Annotated in this window: 11 protein-coding genes and 2 riboswitches; of the genes, 3 read left to right on the top strand and 8 right to left on the bottom strand. The window is 62.0% G+C overall.

All coding sequences use genetic code 11. The features are described from left to right. Positions 1–320: 320 nt before the first annotated feature. Positions 321–2,024 (bottom strand): M3 family oligoendopeptidase, encoded by a 1,704-nt coding sequence (locus EDD77_RS16990; RefSeq protein ID WP_058963285.1) that lies wholly within the window; start codon positions 2,022–2,024, stop codon positions 321–323. 151 nt (positions 2,025–2,175) lie between these two features. On the opposite strand from EDD77_RS16990, the gene EDD77_RS16985 reads away from it, so the two are divergent. Together EDD77_RS16985 and EDD77_RS16980 are read left to right on the top strand one after the other, a co-directional pair. Then, positions 2,176–3,105, top strand: a complete 930-nt coding sequence (locus EDD77_RS16985; RefSeq protein ID WP_058963286.1) for a DMT family transporter — start codon at positions 2,176–2,178, stop codon at positions 3,103–3,105. A 57-nt stretch (positions 3,106–3,162) separates the two neighbouring features. Continuing rightward, a riboswitch (THF riboswitch) is annotated at positions 3,163–3,264 on the top strand. 116 nt (positions 3,265–3,380) lie between these two features. After that, positions 3,381–3,953 carry a folate family ECF transporter S component gene (locus tag EDD77_RS16980; RefSeq protein WP_058963287.1) on the top strand — a complete coding sequence of 191 codons (573 nt, stop codon included), beginning with the start codon at positions 3,381–3,383 and terminating at the stop codon, positions 3,951–3,953. Between the two features lie 63 nt (positions 3,954–4,016). Here the strand turns inward: EDD77_RS16980 and EDD77_RS16975 are convergent, their stop codons facing one another. From EDD77_RS16975 to EDD77_RS16945, 7 genes are all read right to left on the bottom strand, one after another. After that, positions 4,017–4,259, bottom strand: coding sequence for a hypothetical protein (locus tag EDD77_RS16975; RefSeq protein ID WP_058963288.1), 243 nt, complete (start codon positions 4,257–4,259; stop codon positions 4,017–4,019). A 4-nt stretch (positions 4,260–4,263) separates the two neighbouring features. After that, positions 4,264–5,094 (bottom strand): Cof-type HAD-IIB family hydrolase, encoded by an 831-nt coding sequence (locus EDD77_RS16970; RefSeq protein WP_058963289.1) that lies wholly within the window; start codon positions 5,092–5,094, stop codon positions 4,264–4,266. Continuing rightward, entirely contained in the window at positions 5,091–5,900 is an 810-nt protein-coding gene (proC, locus tag EDD77_RS16965) for a pyrroline-5-carboxylate reductase (RefSeq protein ID WP_058963290.1), read from the bottom strand. Before proC ends, EDD77_RS16970 begins: the two co-directional genes overlap by 4 nt. Before the next feature lie 95 nt (positions 5,901–5,995). Further along, positions 5,996–7,195, bottom strand: coding sequence for a chloride channel protein (locus EDD77_RS16960; protein WP_058963291.1), 1,200 nt, complete (start codon positions 7,193–7,195; stop codon positions 5,996–5,998). 64 nt (positions 7,196–7,259) lie between these two features. After that, a riboswitch (Fluoride riboswitch) is annotated at positions 7,260–7,345 on the bottom strand. Positions 7,346–7,383: 38 nt separating this feature from the next. Beyond that, positions 7,384–8,652 (bottom strand): ABC transporter permease, encoded by a 1,269-nt coding sequence (locus EDD77_RS16955; protein ID WP_058963292.1) that lies wholly within the window; start codon positions 8,650–8,652, stop codon positions 7,384–7,386. Beyond that, positions 8,639–9,346, bottom strand: a complete 708-nt coding sequence (locus tag EDD77_RS16950) for an ABC transporter ATP-binding protein (protein ID WP_341439594.1) — start codon at positions 9,344–9,346, stop codon at positions 8,639–8,641. Before EDD77_RS16950 ends, EDD77_RS16955 begins: the two co-directional genes overlap by 14 nt. A gap of 5 nt (positions 9,347–9,351) precedes the next feature. Next, a complete protein-coding gene (locus tag EDD77_RS16945) occupies positions 9,352–11,139 on the bottom strand; it encodes an HlyD family efflux transporter periplasmic adaptor subunit (RefSeq protein ID WP_058963294.1) in 1,788 nt (595 codons plus the stop codon). 283 nt (positions 11,140–11,422) lie between these two features. Between EDD77_RS16945 and EDD77_RS18715 the strand changes: the two genes are divergently transcribed. Beyond that, positions 11,423–14,446, top strand: coding sequence for a bacterial Ig-like domain-containing protein (locus EDD77_RS18715; protein WP_058963295.1), 3,024 nt, complete (start codon positions 11,423–11,425; stop codon positions 14,444–14,446). The last annotated feature ends 210 nt before the right edge of the window (positions 14,447–14,656 follow it).

Below are 14,656 nucleotides of genomic sequence, written 5' to 3'. Positions count from 1 at the left end.
TCTCCCTCGCGGGACAGCTTGTTTATTATATCTCGCAAAGTCTTGTTTGTCAAGCACTTTTTTTGAAATATTTTTTCAAGCTCTTTCGAGCGGCTTGCCGTTTTTGACGGCTCAGTTATAATACCACACCCTCTAAGCAGAAGTCAACACCTTTTTTCAATTTTCTTTAAAAAAGTCATATTTTTCTTTTCGGGCCAAAAAACGCGTTTTCTCTTATATATTGTATATATATGAACCGGTTTTTCCCTGTGCAACCTGTTTTGCACAAAAAAGCCCGAAGGCAATACTGCCTTCGGGCTCTTGAAAAGATTTTTCACTGATTACAGGGTTTTGTTCTGTTCCTTCACCCAGTCAAACACCTGCTGCGCCACCGGAGCAATGGCACCCTGCTCAAAGGGAACCGTGAAGCCTGCGGCCTTGACCAGACCGGCATAAGTGTCGCCGCCACCCTTTTTCACCAGAGCCAGATACCGCTGCCAGGCATCCTTGGGATCATTCAGATGGGCCGCAAAGAACTGCAGCGACACAATCTGTGCCAGGCAGTAGTCGATGTAGTAGAAGGGATACTGATAGACGTGCAGCTGCCGCTGCCAGCCCGCACCCCGGCCATAGAAGGGCAAACCGTCAAAGTCATTCCAGGGACGGTACTTGTGCTCCAGTTCCAGCCAGATGCCGTTGCGCTCGTCCGGGGTCAGATGGGGCTGGCTGTAAACAATGTGCTGGAACTCATCCACCATGCAGCCGTAAGGCAGGAAGGTGAGTGCCTCCTGGGCATGGGCCAGCGCATACTTGGCGGTGTCCTTGCCGAAGAACAGGTGATGCCAGGGGCTGGTGAGGAATTCCATGGACATGCTGTGAATCTCGCAGCTTTCCAGCCCGGGGTTGGCCAGCTCCTGACACATGCCCTGGCCGGCTGCCACCCATGCCTGGAAGGCGTGACCGGCCTCGTGGGTCAGCACGTCCACGTCGCCGGAGGTGCCGTTGAAGTTGGAGAACACAAAGGGCGCGCCATAACCGGGGATGGTCTCGCAGTAGCCGCCGGGGGCCTTGCCGGGGCGGCTCTCCAGATCAAACAGCTGGCTCTCGGTCATAAAATCGATAAAGCGGGCGGTCTCAGGGCTCAGCTCCCGGTACATCTGCACCGCCTTGGCCAGCAGCTCAGGGGCAGTGCCCTGCGGGATAGGGTTGCCGTCCTTAAAGCTGACGGTGGTATCGTAGAATTTTGCGTCGGGCAGGCCGATGCGGGCAAACTGCTCCTTCATGGCCTCGTGGGCCAGCGGAGTCACGCTCTGGGCCACCTGATCCCGAAAGCTCTTCACGTCCGCCTCGTTGTAGCCCAGCCGGCCCATCCGCAGATAGGACAGGGGCACATAGCTCTCGTACCTTAGCTTGCGGGCCTGGGCGTTGCGGTTTTCGATCATTTTGGTGTAGATCTCATCCAGCTCTTCCCGGTTGTCGTCAAAGAAGCGGCCGTCCGCCTCAAAGGCAGCCTTGCGCACTGCCCGATCCAGGCTCTGCTTATAGGGACCCATTTCGGGCAGGGTCAGGCTCTTGCCGTCAAACTGCACCTGACCGCCCGCATACAGCTTCTGATAGCGGCTGGCCAGCGCGTTCTCCTGCTGCATCAGTTCCAGCACTTCCTCGCTGGCGCTGGCGGCGGCAACCTCCATCTTCTGCAGCAGGATATCGCCGTACTCTGCGGCCAGACCTTCCTTGTGGGGGCTGGCCAGCAGTGCCCGGTACAGCGCCAGCTGGGCGTTGCCCACGCTGGGGCCCTCCTGATCGAAGAAATCGTTCTCCGCATCGTAGAATTCATCCCGGGTATCCAGCGTGTGGCGAATCTGCGCCAGCCGCGCCGCAGTGCTGAATTCGTCATCCAGTCTGGTATGCTCCTTAAAAATATCCGCCAGCTCCCGGCCGCTTTCGGCCTTTTCTGCCCGGGCGGTGAGCTGCCGGTATGCCTCGGTCACCTGCTGCACATCCGGGCGGGTGTATTTCATCTCGCTGAATTTGGTAACTGCCATCGTTCTGTTCCTTTCCGGCCCTTTTGGCAAGGGCCCTGCCGGAGCCGCCCGACAGGGCGATTTGCCCCATCGGATGGCTTTACTTTTTACTGATAACATTTTATACTTTTCCAGTGGATATTTCAAACCCTGAGAGGTGGATTGTTGCATTATGAAGGATTCTTCCCCGCTTTCCCGGCCGGCAGTGGCTGCCGCGCTGGCCCTGATCCCCTGCTTTTTGTGGGGCAGTGCCGTCCCCTGCATCAAGATCGGCTGCCAGCTGTTTCAGCTGTCGTCCGGCGATATTCCCGGCCAACTGGTGTTTGCCGGCATCCGTTTTTCCATTGCCGGGCTGATGGTCATCGTCTTTGCCAGCATCCGGGCCCGCCGGCTGGCCGCCCCCGGTAAGGCCACCCTGCCGATGGTGCTCAAGCTGGGCTGCATACAGACCATTCTGCAATATGTGTTTTATTATGCCGGTGTTGCCAACACCAGCGGAGTGAACGCAGCCATCATCACCGCCACCAACACCTTTTTCTGCATTCTGCTGGCCACACTGGTGTTCCGCTACGAAGCCCTCACCGCCCGCAAGCTGATTGGCTGTGCCGTGGGCTTTGCCGGCGTGGCGCTCATCAACCTGAGCAGCTCCTCCGGCGGGCAGGGCAGCCTTCTGGGCGACGGCCTGGTGCTCATTGCCGCCATCGCCTATGCCTTTTCCAGCGTGCTGGTGAAGCGGTACTCCCAAAAGGAGAACACCTTTGTGCTCTGCGGCTGGCAGTTTTTGTTCGGCGGTGTGGTCATGACTCTGCTGGGCCTTATGCTGGGCGGCCGGCTGGCCGCGCCCACCCCGACTTCCGCGGCGCTGCTGGTATATATGGGCTTTATCTCGGCGGTGGCCTACTCGCTGTGGTCGGTGCTGCTGGCCCACAACCCGGTGGCCCGTATCTCGGTGTTCGGATTCATGAACCCGGTGTTCGGCGTGCTGCTCAGTGCCCTGTTGCTGGGCGAGGGGGAATCAGCCTTCCGCCCGCAGGGGCTGGCTGCGCTGGTGCTGATCTGCGTGGGCATTCTGGTGGTGAACAAAGCCTCCGCAAAAGACTGACTGTTTAATTTGCGGTCGGGGCTTGTTTTCCCCGCCTGTCGGGTCTATAATGGAGCGTGCAGAGTAAAAGCCTGTGCGTCAAGTGCCAGCCCGACGGGGAGTTGCGGGCCGGACGAAGAAGCACTCCGCTTCGCGGTACAGACTTTGCATCCCGCTGCTGCATAAACGAAGTGTGTGCAGGCAAATGCGGGGCGCAGTGCCCTTGCCGCGCTGTACCCTTTTTTGTATCCTCACCTCCTTTTGTGCGGCATCCGCATACAAAAGGAGGTTTTTTCATGTCCAAAATCAAGCAACTCTTTCAGGATTCCGCCGCCCGGTTCCATCAGCCCCGCACACTGGCGGTGGTGGCGCTGCTCATCGCGCTGAACATCACGCTGGACGCGCTGAACATCCGGCTGCAGCTCACCCCCCAGCTGCGCATCGGCTTCGGCTTTTTAACCAGCGCCATGGCCGGCATGCTGTTCGGCCCCGCGGTGGCCATGACCGCCGGCGCCGCCAGCGATTTTCTGGGCTGGGTGGTAAACAACGGCGGCGGGGCCTATTTCCCCGGCTTCACCCTCACCGCCATTCTGGCCGGCATGATCTGGGGTCTGGCCCTTTACCGCAAGCCCCTGCGCTGGTATCGGGTTCTGGCCGCCAAGCTAAGCATCAACATTCTTTTAAACATCTTTTTGAACAGCTTCTGGCTGTATCTCTATTATGGCCAGAATTTTCAGCTGGCCACCCTTCCGCTGCGCATCGGCAAAAATCTGGTGCTGCTGCCAGTGGAGGTTCTGCTCACCCTGTTTGTGGGCCGGGTGGTGCTGCGGGTGGAACAGCAAAGCGTTTACAACCGGGGCCGGCAGTAACGCCCTGTCAATTACACAAAAAAAGAAGGAGCTCTCCCCGGGCTCCTTCTTTTTTGTTTTGCTTCAAATCCAGCCGGCCAGAACCGCCAGCTGCCGGGCCAGCGCCCACAAAAACCACAGGCTTACCAGCACGCACAATGCGCCGTAAAACAGCTTCATGCTCTTTTTCGGCTCCCGGCGCAGGCGCACAGCCAGGCTGACCGCCCACAGGGCCAGCCCCACCAGAAACAGCGGGCTGAAAAACAGCAGGCCGGCAATCAGGCAGAGGTTTGCCGCAACAACGCCTTTTTCCCGCAAAAACTCCATCCGCTCACCTGCCCAGCACATACTTTTCCAATGCCAGAGCCACGCCGTCCTCGTCGTTGGTGGCGGTGACCGCCGCGGCCTTCTGCTGGATGGCAAGGGGCGCATTTCCCATGGCCACGCCAAGGCCCACCGCCTCCAGCATGGCCAGATCGTTTTCCGAGTCGCCGCAGGCCATCACCTGGCTTTTTTCCAGCCCCAGCATCCGGCCCAGCTCCAGCAGAGCAAGCCCCTTGGTGGCACCCTCGTCGCTGACCTCCAGATTGTTGGCCTCGCTGGATACAATGGCAAAGCCGCCCATTTCCCGGGCAATCTGCCGGGCCTTCTGCCGGTTTTCCTCACTGGTGAAAAACATGGTGCATTTTTCAAAGCCTTCCTGCGAGGCAATAAAGTCCCACATACTCTCCACCGGCTGGCGGCTCATGCGCATGTAGGGGGCCATGTTCCGGGGTGCCCATTCCTCGGCAGCGTCCAGATTTCTCTGCTCGCAGTATCCGCTGCCGCCGGTGAATACATCGAACACCCGCCACAGGCCCTGGGTCGCCTGATAAAGCTGCTGCACCCGCGCCCGGCTGATCCAGTTTTTGATCACGAATTCCCGGTCGGCCAGCCGCACCACGGTGGCCCCGTTGGCGGTGACCGCATAGTCCACGCCGGGGATCTGAAGAAACTCCGGCAGCACGCCCCGCAGCGGCCGGCCGGTGGCCGGGATCACCCGGCAGCCTGCGTCGATGGCCGCCCGGATGGCCGCATGGTTGCGGGGGCTGATCTGATTCTTGCTGTTCAGCAGGGTACCGTCGATGTCCAGCCCCACCAGTTTGATGTTGTATTCGCTCACTGCTTGCCAAGCTCCTTGTTTTTTTCAAAGCTGCGAACCACCGCGTTGATGGCCGCGGCCCGCAGGCCGCCCTCCTCCAGTGCGTGAACGCCGGCAATGGTGCTGCCGCCGGGGCTGCACACCTCGTCCTTCAGCTGACCGGGATGCTTGCCGGTCTCCAGCACCATCTGGGCCGCGCCCGCCAGCGTCTGAGCCGCATATTCCAGAGCCTTTGCCCTGGGCAGGCCGCACTCCACGCCGCCGTCCGCCAGCGCTTCGATAAACTGGTACACATAGGCAGGCCCGCAGCCGGACACCGAGCTGCCCGCATCCATCAGCTTTTCGTCGATGGAGTCGAAGCGGCCGGCGGCGTCCATCTTGATCAGGAACTCCTCCAGATCCTCCCGGTCCACTCCAGGGCCGGCGGTATACAGAATCATGCCCTGCCCGATGGCCACCGGCGTGTTGGGCATGATGCGCAGCATGGGCGCGGGACGCCCCAGCATCTGGGCCAGCCGATCCAGCTGAAGGCCGGCGGCCATGCTCACCAGCACGAACCGGTCGGTGCGCTGGGCCAGCACCGGAGCCAGCTCCATCAGAACCTGACCCATGCCGGCGGGCTTCACGCCCAGAAAGATAAATTTGGCTTCCCGGGCCACGGTGACGTTGTCCATCGCCACGTCACAGTCCAGCTCCTCGGCCAGCGAGATGGCCTTTTCCATGCTGCGGTTGGTCAGCACCACCTGACGGGGGTTCCAGCGGCAGGCCGCCCGGGCCAGCGCGCCGCCCATGTTGCCCACGCCGATGAATCCAAAGGTATAGCTCATAGCAAAACGCCTCATTTCCATGTTTCAGTAAGGCCCGCAGCCTGCGGGCAATGTTCTGCTTCCAGTATACCCGCTGGGGGTCTGTTTTGCAATTCTTATTCCGTGCGCTGGGCAGGATAGATGGTGGCGCTGCCGCTGCACACCCGGGCCGCCGCGCAGCACAAAAGGCCAAAGGGCAGAAACTCCCAGCCAAACACCTCGCCCGCGATCAGCGCCGGAGCCAGCAGCGTGCGGCTGGCCGCACCGAACACCGCACAGTAGCCCACCGCCGCGGCCACCGGCACCGGCACTCCCGCCAGCGGGGCCAGCCAGACGCCCAGAGATGCGCCGATGGAAAACAGCGGCGTGACCTCGCCGCCCTGAAACCCGCCGGCCAGCGTGACCACGGTAAAGAGCAGCTTGGCCAGCCAGTCGTACCAGTACACCGTTCCGCCCGCAAAAGCCGCGGTGATCAGGTTGGTGCCCAGGCCGGAATACCGGCCCCAGTGGCAGGCAAGGCTTGCCACCGCCACCACTGCACCCACCAGCGCAGCCCTGGCCACCGGGTTGTGCATCCGCTGCCCCAGAAAAACCTTTGCCCGGCCCAGGCCGATTGCAAACAACGCTCCGACAAGGCCAAAGCAAAGCCCCAGACAGGCCAGCCGCAACGCCATGGGCCCATCCAGCACAGGCAAACCGGTCAGCTCCACCGTGAATTTTTCCAGCCCAAGCGCACCGCTGGTCCAGCTGGCTGCCAGTGACGCTGCCAGCACCGGCAGCAAAGCCTCCAGATCCAGCCGCCCCACCGCCGTAACCTCCACCGCAAACAGCGCCGCCGCAAAGGGCGTGCGGAACAGCCCGCCGAAGCCCGCCGCCATGCCGGCCTTGAGCAGCAGTTTCTTTGCGTTTTGCATCGGCAGCAGGCGGCCTGCCCCCCGACCCAGGGCCGCGCCCATCTGCACCGCCACTCCCTCGCGCCCGGCGCTGCCGCCGAACAGATGGGTGGCCCAGGTGGACAGGAAAATCATGGGGATCAGCCGCCGGGGGATCGTTTCCCCCTCGTCAAAGGCCGCGTCGATCACCAGCCCCATCCCCCGGCCTGCCCGGCTGCCCCAGCGCCGGTAGCACCAGGCGATGACCGCACCCGCCAGCGGCAGAAAAGGCAGCCACCGGCCGGGATGCGCATCCCGCACCGCGCCAATGGCCAGCAGCCCCCGGCCGAACACGGCGGCCAGCGCACCGGCCGCCACACCCACTGCCGCCGCCACCGCACACAATGCCAGCAGCCGCAGTGCCTGTTTTCCGATTTCTTTCATTGGTTCCTCCTTGCCGAAGCCCTTCCCCATACGCACAGAAAAGGGCTGACGGCCCCGTGATTCACAGATCACAGAAGCCATCAGCCCGAACAGGCGGTTTGGGCGGGCATATCCGGCCCGCCGGGGGAGTGCCTCATTCCCCGTATGCTCTCAAAAGGATACCGCTGCTTTGCGGTTTTGTCAAGGAGTTACTCATACCGCAGCGCATCGATGGGGTCCATCTTCGCGGCCTTGCTTGCCGGGTAGTAACCGAAGAACACGCCGATGAGCATGGAGAAGCCCACCGCCAGACCAATGGCCGTAAGGCTGGGCTTTGCCGCGTAGCCCAAAAGACCCGCACCCGCTGCGCCCAGACCCACGCCCAGTGCCACACCCAGCGCACCGCCCACCAGGCAGATCACCACCGCCTCGGTGATGAACTGCATCCGGATGGCAAAGCCCGGCGCGCCCAGCGCCTTGCGGGTGCCGATCTCCCGGGTACGCTCGGTGATGCTCACCAGCATGATGTTCATCACGCCGATGCCGCCCACCAGCAGGCTGATGGCCGCGATGGCGCTGATGGCCAGCTTCACGGTGTTCAGCATGCTGGTCATCTCCTCCAGCATGCTTTCCATGCTGGAAGCGGTGGCGGTGTAGCTTTCGTTGCGGGTGTAGAAGCTGGCAAAGAAGCTCTCCACCTGCTCCAGGAAGGCGGTGGTGTCGGTATCGGTGGAGGCCACCACGGTAAAGCTCTGGTAGCCGGTTTCGCCGCCGCTCAGCTTCTGGGCCGCTTCCAGCGGCAGATACAGCTCGGTCACCGGGTCGGAGCCGGTCATGCTCACAAAGCCATCGTCATCGTATTCATACACGCCGGCCACATAAAAGCGGAGCAGCTGACCGTTCACGCTCAGCTCAAACTCCTGCCCCAGAACCGATGCTCCGCTGGTACCGAACACACTCTCACAGAACACGTCGCTCACCACGGCGATCTGGCGTTCCCCGTCGGAATCCTTTACGAAGCGCCCGTGCAGCAGATTCACATTGTTAGCCAGTGCATATTCCTCATTCACGCCCATGGCCGTCACCTGCACGGTGGTGTCGTCCTGCTGCACCTGCCCGCTGCCCAGACTCTGGCTCAATGCAATGGCATAAATTTCGTCCGGGTAGGCGGTGCGGAATTCCTCGATCATGGCATTGGTGAACAGATCCTCACTGGAGGGATTCTCCATACCGAACATGCGCACCGCACCGCCGGTGGTTTCATCGTCCTCGGATTTTCGCTGCAGGCTCACGGTAATGTTGTTGATGCCGAAGCCCTGCAGACTGTCGGTAATGGAGCCGGTGAGGGAATCGCCCAGCGTAACAATGGCGATCACCGAGCCGATGCCGATGATGATGCCCAGCATGGTGAGCAACGCCCGCAGCTTGTTGGCCCACAGGCTGCTGAAGGCCAGGCGGATGTTATCAAACAGCTGCACTGCGTCCCGCCCCCTTTCGCTCCCCCACAAACCGGCCGTCCCGCAGCGTCAGGATGCGCTCGCACTCGGCGGCCAGCTCCTGGCTGTGGGTGATGAGCACGATGGTCATGCCCTTTGCGTGCAGCTCGTGGAAAATATCCATCACGGTGCGGCTGGTGGCGGAATCCAGCGCGCCGGTGGGTTCGTCCGCCAGAAGCAGGGCGGGCTGGTTGACCAGCGCCCGGGCGATGGCCACCCGCTGCTTCTGCCCGCCGGAAAGCTCATTGGGCTGGTGGCGGGCCCGCTCACCCATGTTCACCATCTCCAGCAGCTCTTTTGCCCGCTGGGTGCGCTGCCGGGCGGGTACCCCGGCGTAGAGCATGGGCAGCTCCACGTTTTTCAGGGCGCTTGTGCGCCCGATCAGGTTGAAGGTCTGAAATACAAACCCGATCTTCCGGTTGCGGATCACCGAAAGCTCCCTGTCCTTTGCGCAGGTGATGTCCACCCCGTCCAGCGTATAGCTGCCCTCCGTGGGCCGGTCCAGCGCGCCGATGATGTTCATCAGCGTGGATTTGCCGCTGCCGGACTCGCCCACGATGGCCACAAATTCCCCGGGGTACACCTGCAAATCAATGCCGTGTAAAATCTCCAGTTCGTTGGGCTTGCCGATGTAGTACCGCTTCACAATGCCCTGCATGTCAATGATCGGCTGCATCTGCATCAGCCTCCCATCGCCGGGCCGCCGGCCATACCGCCCCGGCCGCCGCCACCGCCGCCAGTGGGAGCGGTGATGACCACAGAGCCATCCATCGCGCCCCCTTCCGCGGGAGCCATGCCGCTCATCTCGCCGGGCATTGCGGAGCTCATGTCCAGCTCCTCGGTGGCTTCGCTTTCATCGGCCGCGGCGCGCACCACCATGCCCTCTTCCAGCTCAGCGCCGCTGATCTGGGCGTAGTAGTCGTTCTGCTCACCCACGGTTACGACCATCTCTTCAAACACCGGCTCACCATCCGTCTCGCCGGTCTGCACATAGATCACGCTTTCGCCCGCTTCATTCTCACCGATGGCATCCAGCGGAACGCTGAACACATCCTCAGTGGTGGACAGGATGATCTCCACCTTGGCATTGGTACCGATCAGCAGGCCACTGTCCGCATCGTTGATGGTCACCTCCGCCGCAAAGCTGCTGGAGGAGGAACCGCCGCCGGTGGCGGTGGGCGAGATCTGGGTCAGGGTACCGCTCACTTCCTTGTCGGTCACATCGCTGGTGATGCGGGCGGTCATCCCCACCTGTACGCTCTCAATATCATATTCCGGAATGGTGATGGCCACCTTCAGGGAATCGGTGTTCTGAATGGTGGCGGCCGCGCCGTCGATCATGCTGCCCACGGTGGCGTTCACCGCAGTCACCCTGCCGCTGGTCTCTGCAGTCAGGGTGCACTGCTCCAGCTGCTCCTGCAGATCGGTCAGCTCATCACTTTCGGAGGATTTGTTGTAGCTCTCCAGTGCATCATCGCAGGTTTCCTGCGCGGTCTCCTGGGTTTTCACCGCCTGATCATAAGCGGTCTGAGCCTGCTCGTATGCGGCCTGGGCCTGCTGGTAGGTGGTCTGCAGTCCGGTCAGGCCCACCGTGTTCTGGGCATCGCTCAGCGCCTTCTGCTTTTCCTGCGCCAGTGCAGAGGCCTGATCGTAGGCCGCCTGCGCGCTGCTCTGGGCGGCGTTCGCCGCATCCAGCTGGGCCTGGGCATTGTCCAGCGCGCTCTTCAGGCCGGCCAGCGTTTCCGCGTCGCCCGCGGCAGGCTGATAATCCGCCGCCAGCTGTCGGTCGCTCTCGGTTTTCCAGGCGCCATAGGCATCGTTGTAGACGGTCTGCTTTTCAGCCGTGGCGGCCATGGCATCGTTCAAAGCGCTCAGAACGCTTTCCTGCTGGGCGGCGGCGCTGTCTGCCTCGCTCTGGAAGGAGCTCACCTTGCTGCGGGCGCTGTCGTACGCCTGCCAGGCGTCGCTCTTGGCCTCCTCCGCATCATCCAGATCCTCCTTGGCCTCCGCCGTTTTGGTCTGGGCCTCAGCCAGGCTCTCCTGTGCCTTCTGGTAGGTCTTTTCCGCCTGCGCCATGTTGTCTGCCAGAGTCTCCTTCGCCTTTTCGATGCTCTTCTCCAGGCTTTCGGTGTCCAGCGTGCAGATCACGTCGCCCGCCTCGACCATATCGCCCACCTGCACATCCACCGTTTTGACGGTGTATTTCAGGTCGGTGGTCACATTGGACACATCACTGCTCTCTACTGTGCCGCTGGCGCTGATGGAATCATCCAGTGTGCCTTTCTGCAGGGTCACCGTACGCACATAACTGCCGCTTTTTGCCGCTGTGGGCAGCGCCGGCCGCCGCAGCTTGAAGTACCACAGCCCCACCGCCGCAATCAGCAGGATCAGTACCACAATCACCAGTGCTTTTTTGTGCCTGTTCAGGCAGCCTCCCACCCGACCAACGGCCGATTTCACCTTATTCATTCGCTTCAATTCCCCCTCGTGAATCATTCAGAATTTCCCGGCGCAGGGTATGTGCCGGGGCTAAAACCGAACTTATTTTAACGGCCGTTTGTGAAAAGCCGCCGTGTAAAGGGTGAAAGATGTGTGTGTGGCAAACCTTTATGCAACCTTTACAGGCTGTAAACCTATTGTAAATTAGGGCATCCTCGCCTTCTCTTTTTCCCACCTGTTTTATATAATAAAGCTGCATTCTTTCGCATCGGCTTGCGGCCGTGTCCTTCCCCCTGTGAACGGAGGATTCCCCATGATCAAACGCTGTATCGCAACCCTGCTTACTCTGGTGCTCTGCATGGCGCCCGCCGGCGGCCTTCTTCTGCCCGCCCGGGCGGCAGAACAGCCACCCCGGGATTTTGCCAATCTGGTGCTTTTCGCCTACTTCAGCGACGAGCCCAACAAGGACTATTTCAACCAGCCCTCCGCTCAGCCGGGCAAAAGCCGGGCCCAGGCCCTGATGGAACTGTACGACGGGCAGCAGGGCCGCTCCTTCCGCCAGTACATGAACACCATCTCCGGCGGCCGGTTCCAGGTGCACAACCTTTTTCCCCAGTGGGACGGCCAGACCCTGACCGCCTGCGAGCTGCCCTTCACCCGGCAGCAGACCCAGACCGGCAGCATCGACGCCTCGATCCTGACCGCGCTGGTGCAGCAGCTCCCCGCTCTGGATGGCCAGCTGCTGGACTATGACGGCGACGGCGCCATCGACAACCTGAGCCTTGTGCTGCTGGGCGAAGCGGAAAACACCGCCGGTTCGCCGCCCTCTCTCTACCCCCACCAGAATATCCTGCCTGCCGGGCTGAGCTTCAGCGGCAAGGAGGTGGCCAGCTACAACATGCTGAACACCGACCGTCTGCTGGATTCCACACTGGCGGACGGTTCCGGCGTAATCTGCCACGAGTTCCTGCACACGCTGGGGTATCCGGATCTGTATCCCCGGGACGCTTCGGTACCGGTGGGCTCCTGGGACATCATGGCGTCCTCCTCCCGGTATCTGAGCTGGCCGCTTGCCTATCTGCGGGCACACTTTTCCGGCTGGGTCACATTGCCCGAGTTAAACGAGTCGGCCAAAAACATTTCCATCTGCGCCCCCGGCGAGGCGGGGAATCAGGCCTATGTGATCCGCTCTCAGCGCAATCCCTACGAGGTCTTTGTGGTGGAGATGCGCCGCCAGACCCAGCCCCAGAGCGATGACACACTGGACTCCCGCATCGGGGGTACCGGGCTGATCGTCTACCGGGTGGACACCACGGTGGACGGTCTGAGCAACTATTTCGGTTCCACCGGCGTGTATGTGTTCCGCCCCCAGCCGGGCCGGAACGGCTATGTGGAGGGCAGCGAGCGGGCCACCGTGAACAACGCCTTCCTGTCCGCCGAAAGCGGGCGCACCTTCATCGGCAGTGCAGACCCGAACGCGGGTCTTGCCCAGGGCGCGCTCACCTTCTCGGACGGCACAAATTCCGGCATTGTGATCTCGGATGTATCCGCCGCCCAGGGCGGCAGCATGACCTTCTCGGTCAGCATTCCTCAGGCCAATGCTCAGGATCTGTGGCAGGACGCCCAGTTCCCGGAGCATTCCGGCGCGGCGCTGGCCCAAAGCCCCATCCGGGGCCAGCTTATGGCCGCCGGATACGACCTGCCCTACACCGGCGACCAGCTGCAGCTCTATGCTTTTGCGGACCCCGGCTGGGTTCCGGTCACGTCGGAACCGCTCACCCAGAACGGCGGCTTTGAACAGGTAACGCTCACCAGCCTGCGGGATGTTCCCACCGTGGCCTGGCGTGCCAGCGACGGTGCGCTGTATCTGGCCATGCTGAAGGACGGAGCCTGGAAATCGCTGGGCTTTTTGCCGGATGTGGACGACTACGCCATCACCGCCCGGGGCGGCACACTGCACATCGCCTATGTGGCCGGCGGCTATTCCAAAGCCGGTTACGCCACTGCCACCAGAAGCGGCATCAGCCGGCAGGGCCTGTGCGCCACCGGCCGCATGTTCGGCAGCCCGAAAATCGCAGTCAACGAACAGGGTCAGGTATATCTGGCCTTCTGGGATGTGACCAACAACGACGCACTTCTGCTCTATCAGGCAGGGCAGGAGGGCAACTTCTCCCGCCTGGCCGGGCCCGGCCAGGCCAGCACCTTTGATCTTGCCGCCGGAAAGGAGGGCCTGCTTCTGGCCTTCGGCGGCAGCTCCCCGGAGCTGAAGCAGCTGGAGGGCGACACCTGGAAAACCATTGCACGGCTGGACCAGCCCGTGCATGAGCCCCGTCTGGCCACAGGCGACGGCTCCCTCTTCCTTCTGGCCGCACCCAATGGCGCTTCCTCCAAGAATCTGCGGGTCTACCGCCTTGCAGGAGACTCCTTTCTGCAGGTGGGTGACCCGGTGGACAAAAACGGCAATGCGGCCGACCTGACCGTTTTCGATGGCCGGCTGTTCACTGCCTACCGCACAGACGGCAAGGCCCGGATCCGTTTCAACGCCCCTTCCGACACCACGGACGCCCTGCTTTCGCTGTCTGTCACTCCGCCCAACCAGCTCTCCTATCTTCAGGGAGAGTCCGTCTCCACCCGGGGCATACAGGTATTTGCCAACTATACTTCCGGCCCCCGGGAGCTTGCCCCGGCAGAATATGCCCTGACCGGCTTTGACTCCACCCAGCCCGGTCAGCGGCAGGCTACCGTGAGCCATCAGGGTCTGACCGCTTCTTTCCCCTATACGGTTTTCGAATGGCCGATTCCCACTGCCGTTCCCACGGCAGTACCGACTGCGCAGCCCACCGCAGAACCCACTGCGCAGCCCACCGCAGTACCCACCGCGCAGCCCACCGCAGTACCCACAGCGCAGCCCACCGCAGTACCCACAGCGCAGCCCACCGCGGTACCCACTGCGCAGCCCACCGCGGTACCCACGGTCGAACCTTCTGCACAGTCCACGGCGGCACCCGCGGAAAAAGCGGCCACCCCTCCGGCTGCTCAGCCGGCAGCCACATCCATACCGACCACCCCCGCACCGGAAGCCACCGTTCCGCCCAGCAGCGCAGTGATCCGCCCCGCACGGCCCACCACCGCACCTTCGCCCACTCCCGCAGCGACTCCCACAGCTGCTCCAACGGAACAACCCACTGTCACGCCCAGCCCGAGCCCCGCGGCATCCGCATCCAGCGATGTGCCCGCCGGCAAAACGGCAGGCCCGTCTGCCGCCCCCTTCCTGCTGGGACTTGCCGGGCTGTGTGTATGCGGCGGTCTGGCGCTGCTGTTCTTCAAGCGCCGCTGATCCCCCATCTTTCTCCTGCGGCACACTCCGGCATTGGCAGTCGTTTTCCCACACAGAAACGACACACAATTTCACGTTTTGCAGAATGTACCCGGCCTTCACAGCCGGGTACATTTCAGCCTGTCGAAAAAGGCCACCTATCGGTGGTCTTTTTCTCGTATAAGGAAAGGGAATGCGGTATAATGGTGTGGGGTGATAAAAATGCTGGTA

The sequence above is a fragment of the Allofournierella massiliensis genome (assembly GCF_004345265.1).
Lineage (GTDB): Bacteria > Bacillota > Clostridia > Oscillospirales > Ruminococcaceae > Allofournierella > Allofournierella massiliensis.
This window is presented reverse-complemented; position numbering and strand designations above follow the sequence as displayed.

Bases quoted from the DNA above. Each gene is read 5' to 3' on its own strand.
- proC (WP_058963290.1), bottom strand. From the start codon at position 5,900: ATGAGCTATACCTTTGGATTCATCGGCGTGGGCAACATGGGCGGCGCG.
- EDD77_RS16960 (WP_058963291.1), bottom strand. From the start codon at position 7,195: ATGAAAGAAATCGGAAAACAGGCACTGCGGCTGCTGGCATTGTGTGCG.
- EDD77_RS16990 (WP_058963285.1), bottom strand. From the start codon at position 2,024: ATGGCAGTTACCAAATTCAGCGAGATGAAATACACCCGCCCGGATGTG.
- EDD77_RS16945 (WP_058963294.1), bottom strand. From the start codon at position 11,139: ATGAATAAGGTGAAATCGGCCGTTGGTCGGGTGGGAGGCTGCCTGAAC.
- EDD77_RS16975 (WP_058963288.1), bottom strand. From the start codon at position 4,259: ATGGAGTTTTTGCGGGAAAAAGGCGTTGTTGCGGCAAACCTCTGCCTG.
- EDD77_RS16950 (WP_341439594.1), bottom strand. From the start codon at position 9,346: ATGCAGCCGATCATTGACATGCAGGGCATTGTGAAGCGGTACTACATC.
- EDD77_RS16985 (WP_058963286.1), top strand. From the start codon at position 2,176: ATGAAGGATTCTTCCCCGCTTTCCCGGCCGGCAGTGGCTGCCGCGCTG.
- EDD77_RS18715 (WP_058963295.1), top strand. From the start codon at position 11,423: ATGATCAAACGCTGTATCGCAACCCTGCTTACTCTGGTGCTCTGCATG.
- EDD77_RS16980 (WP_058963287.1), top strand. From the start codon at position 3,381: ATGTCCAAAATCAAGCAACTCTTTCAGGATTCCGCCGCCCGGTTCCAT.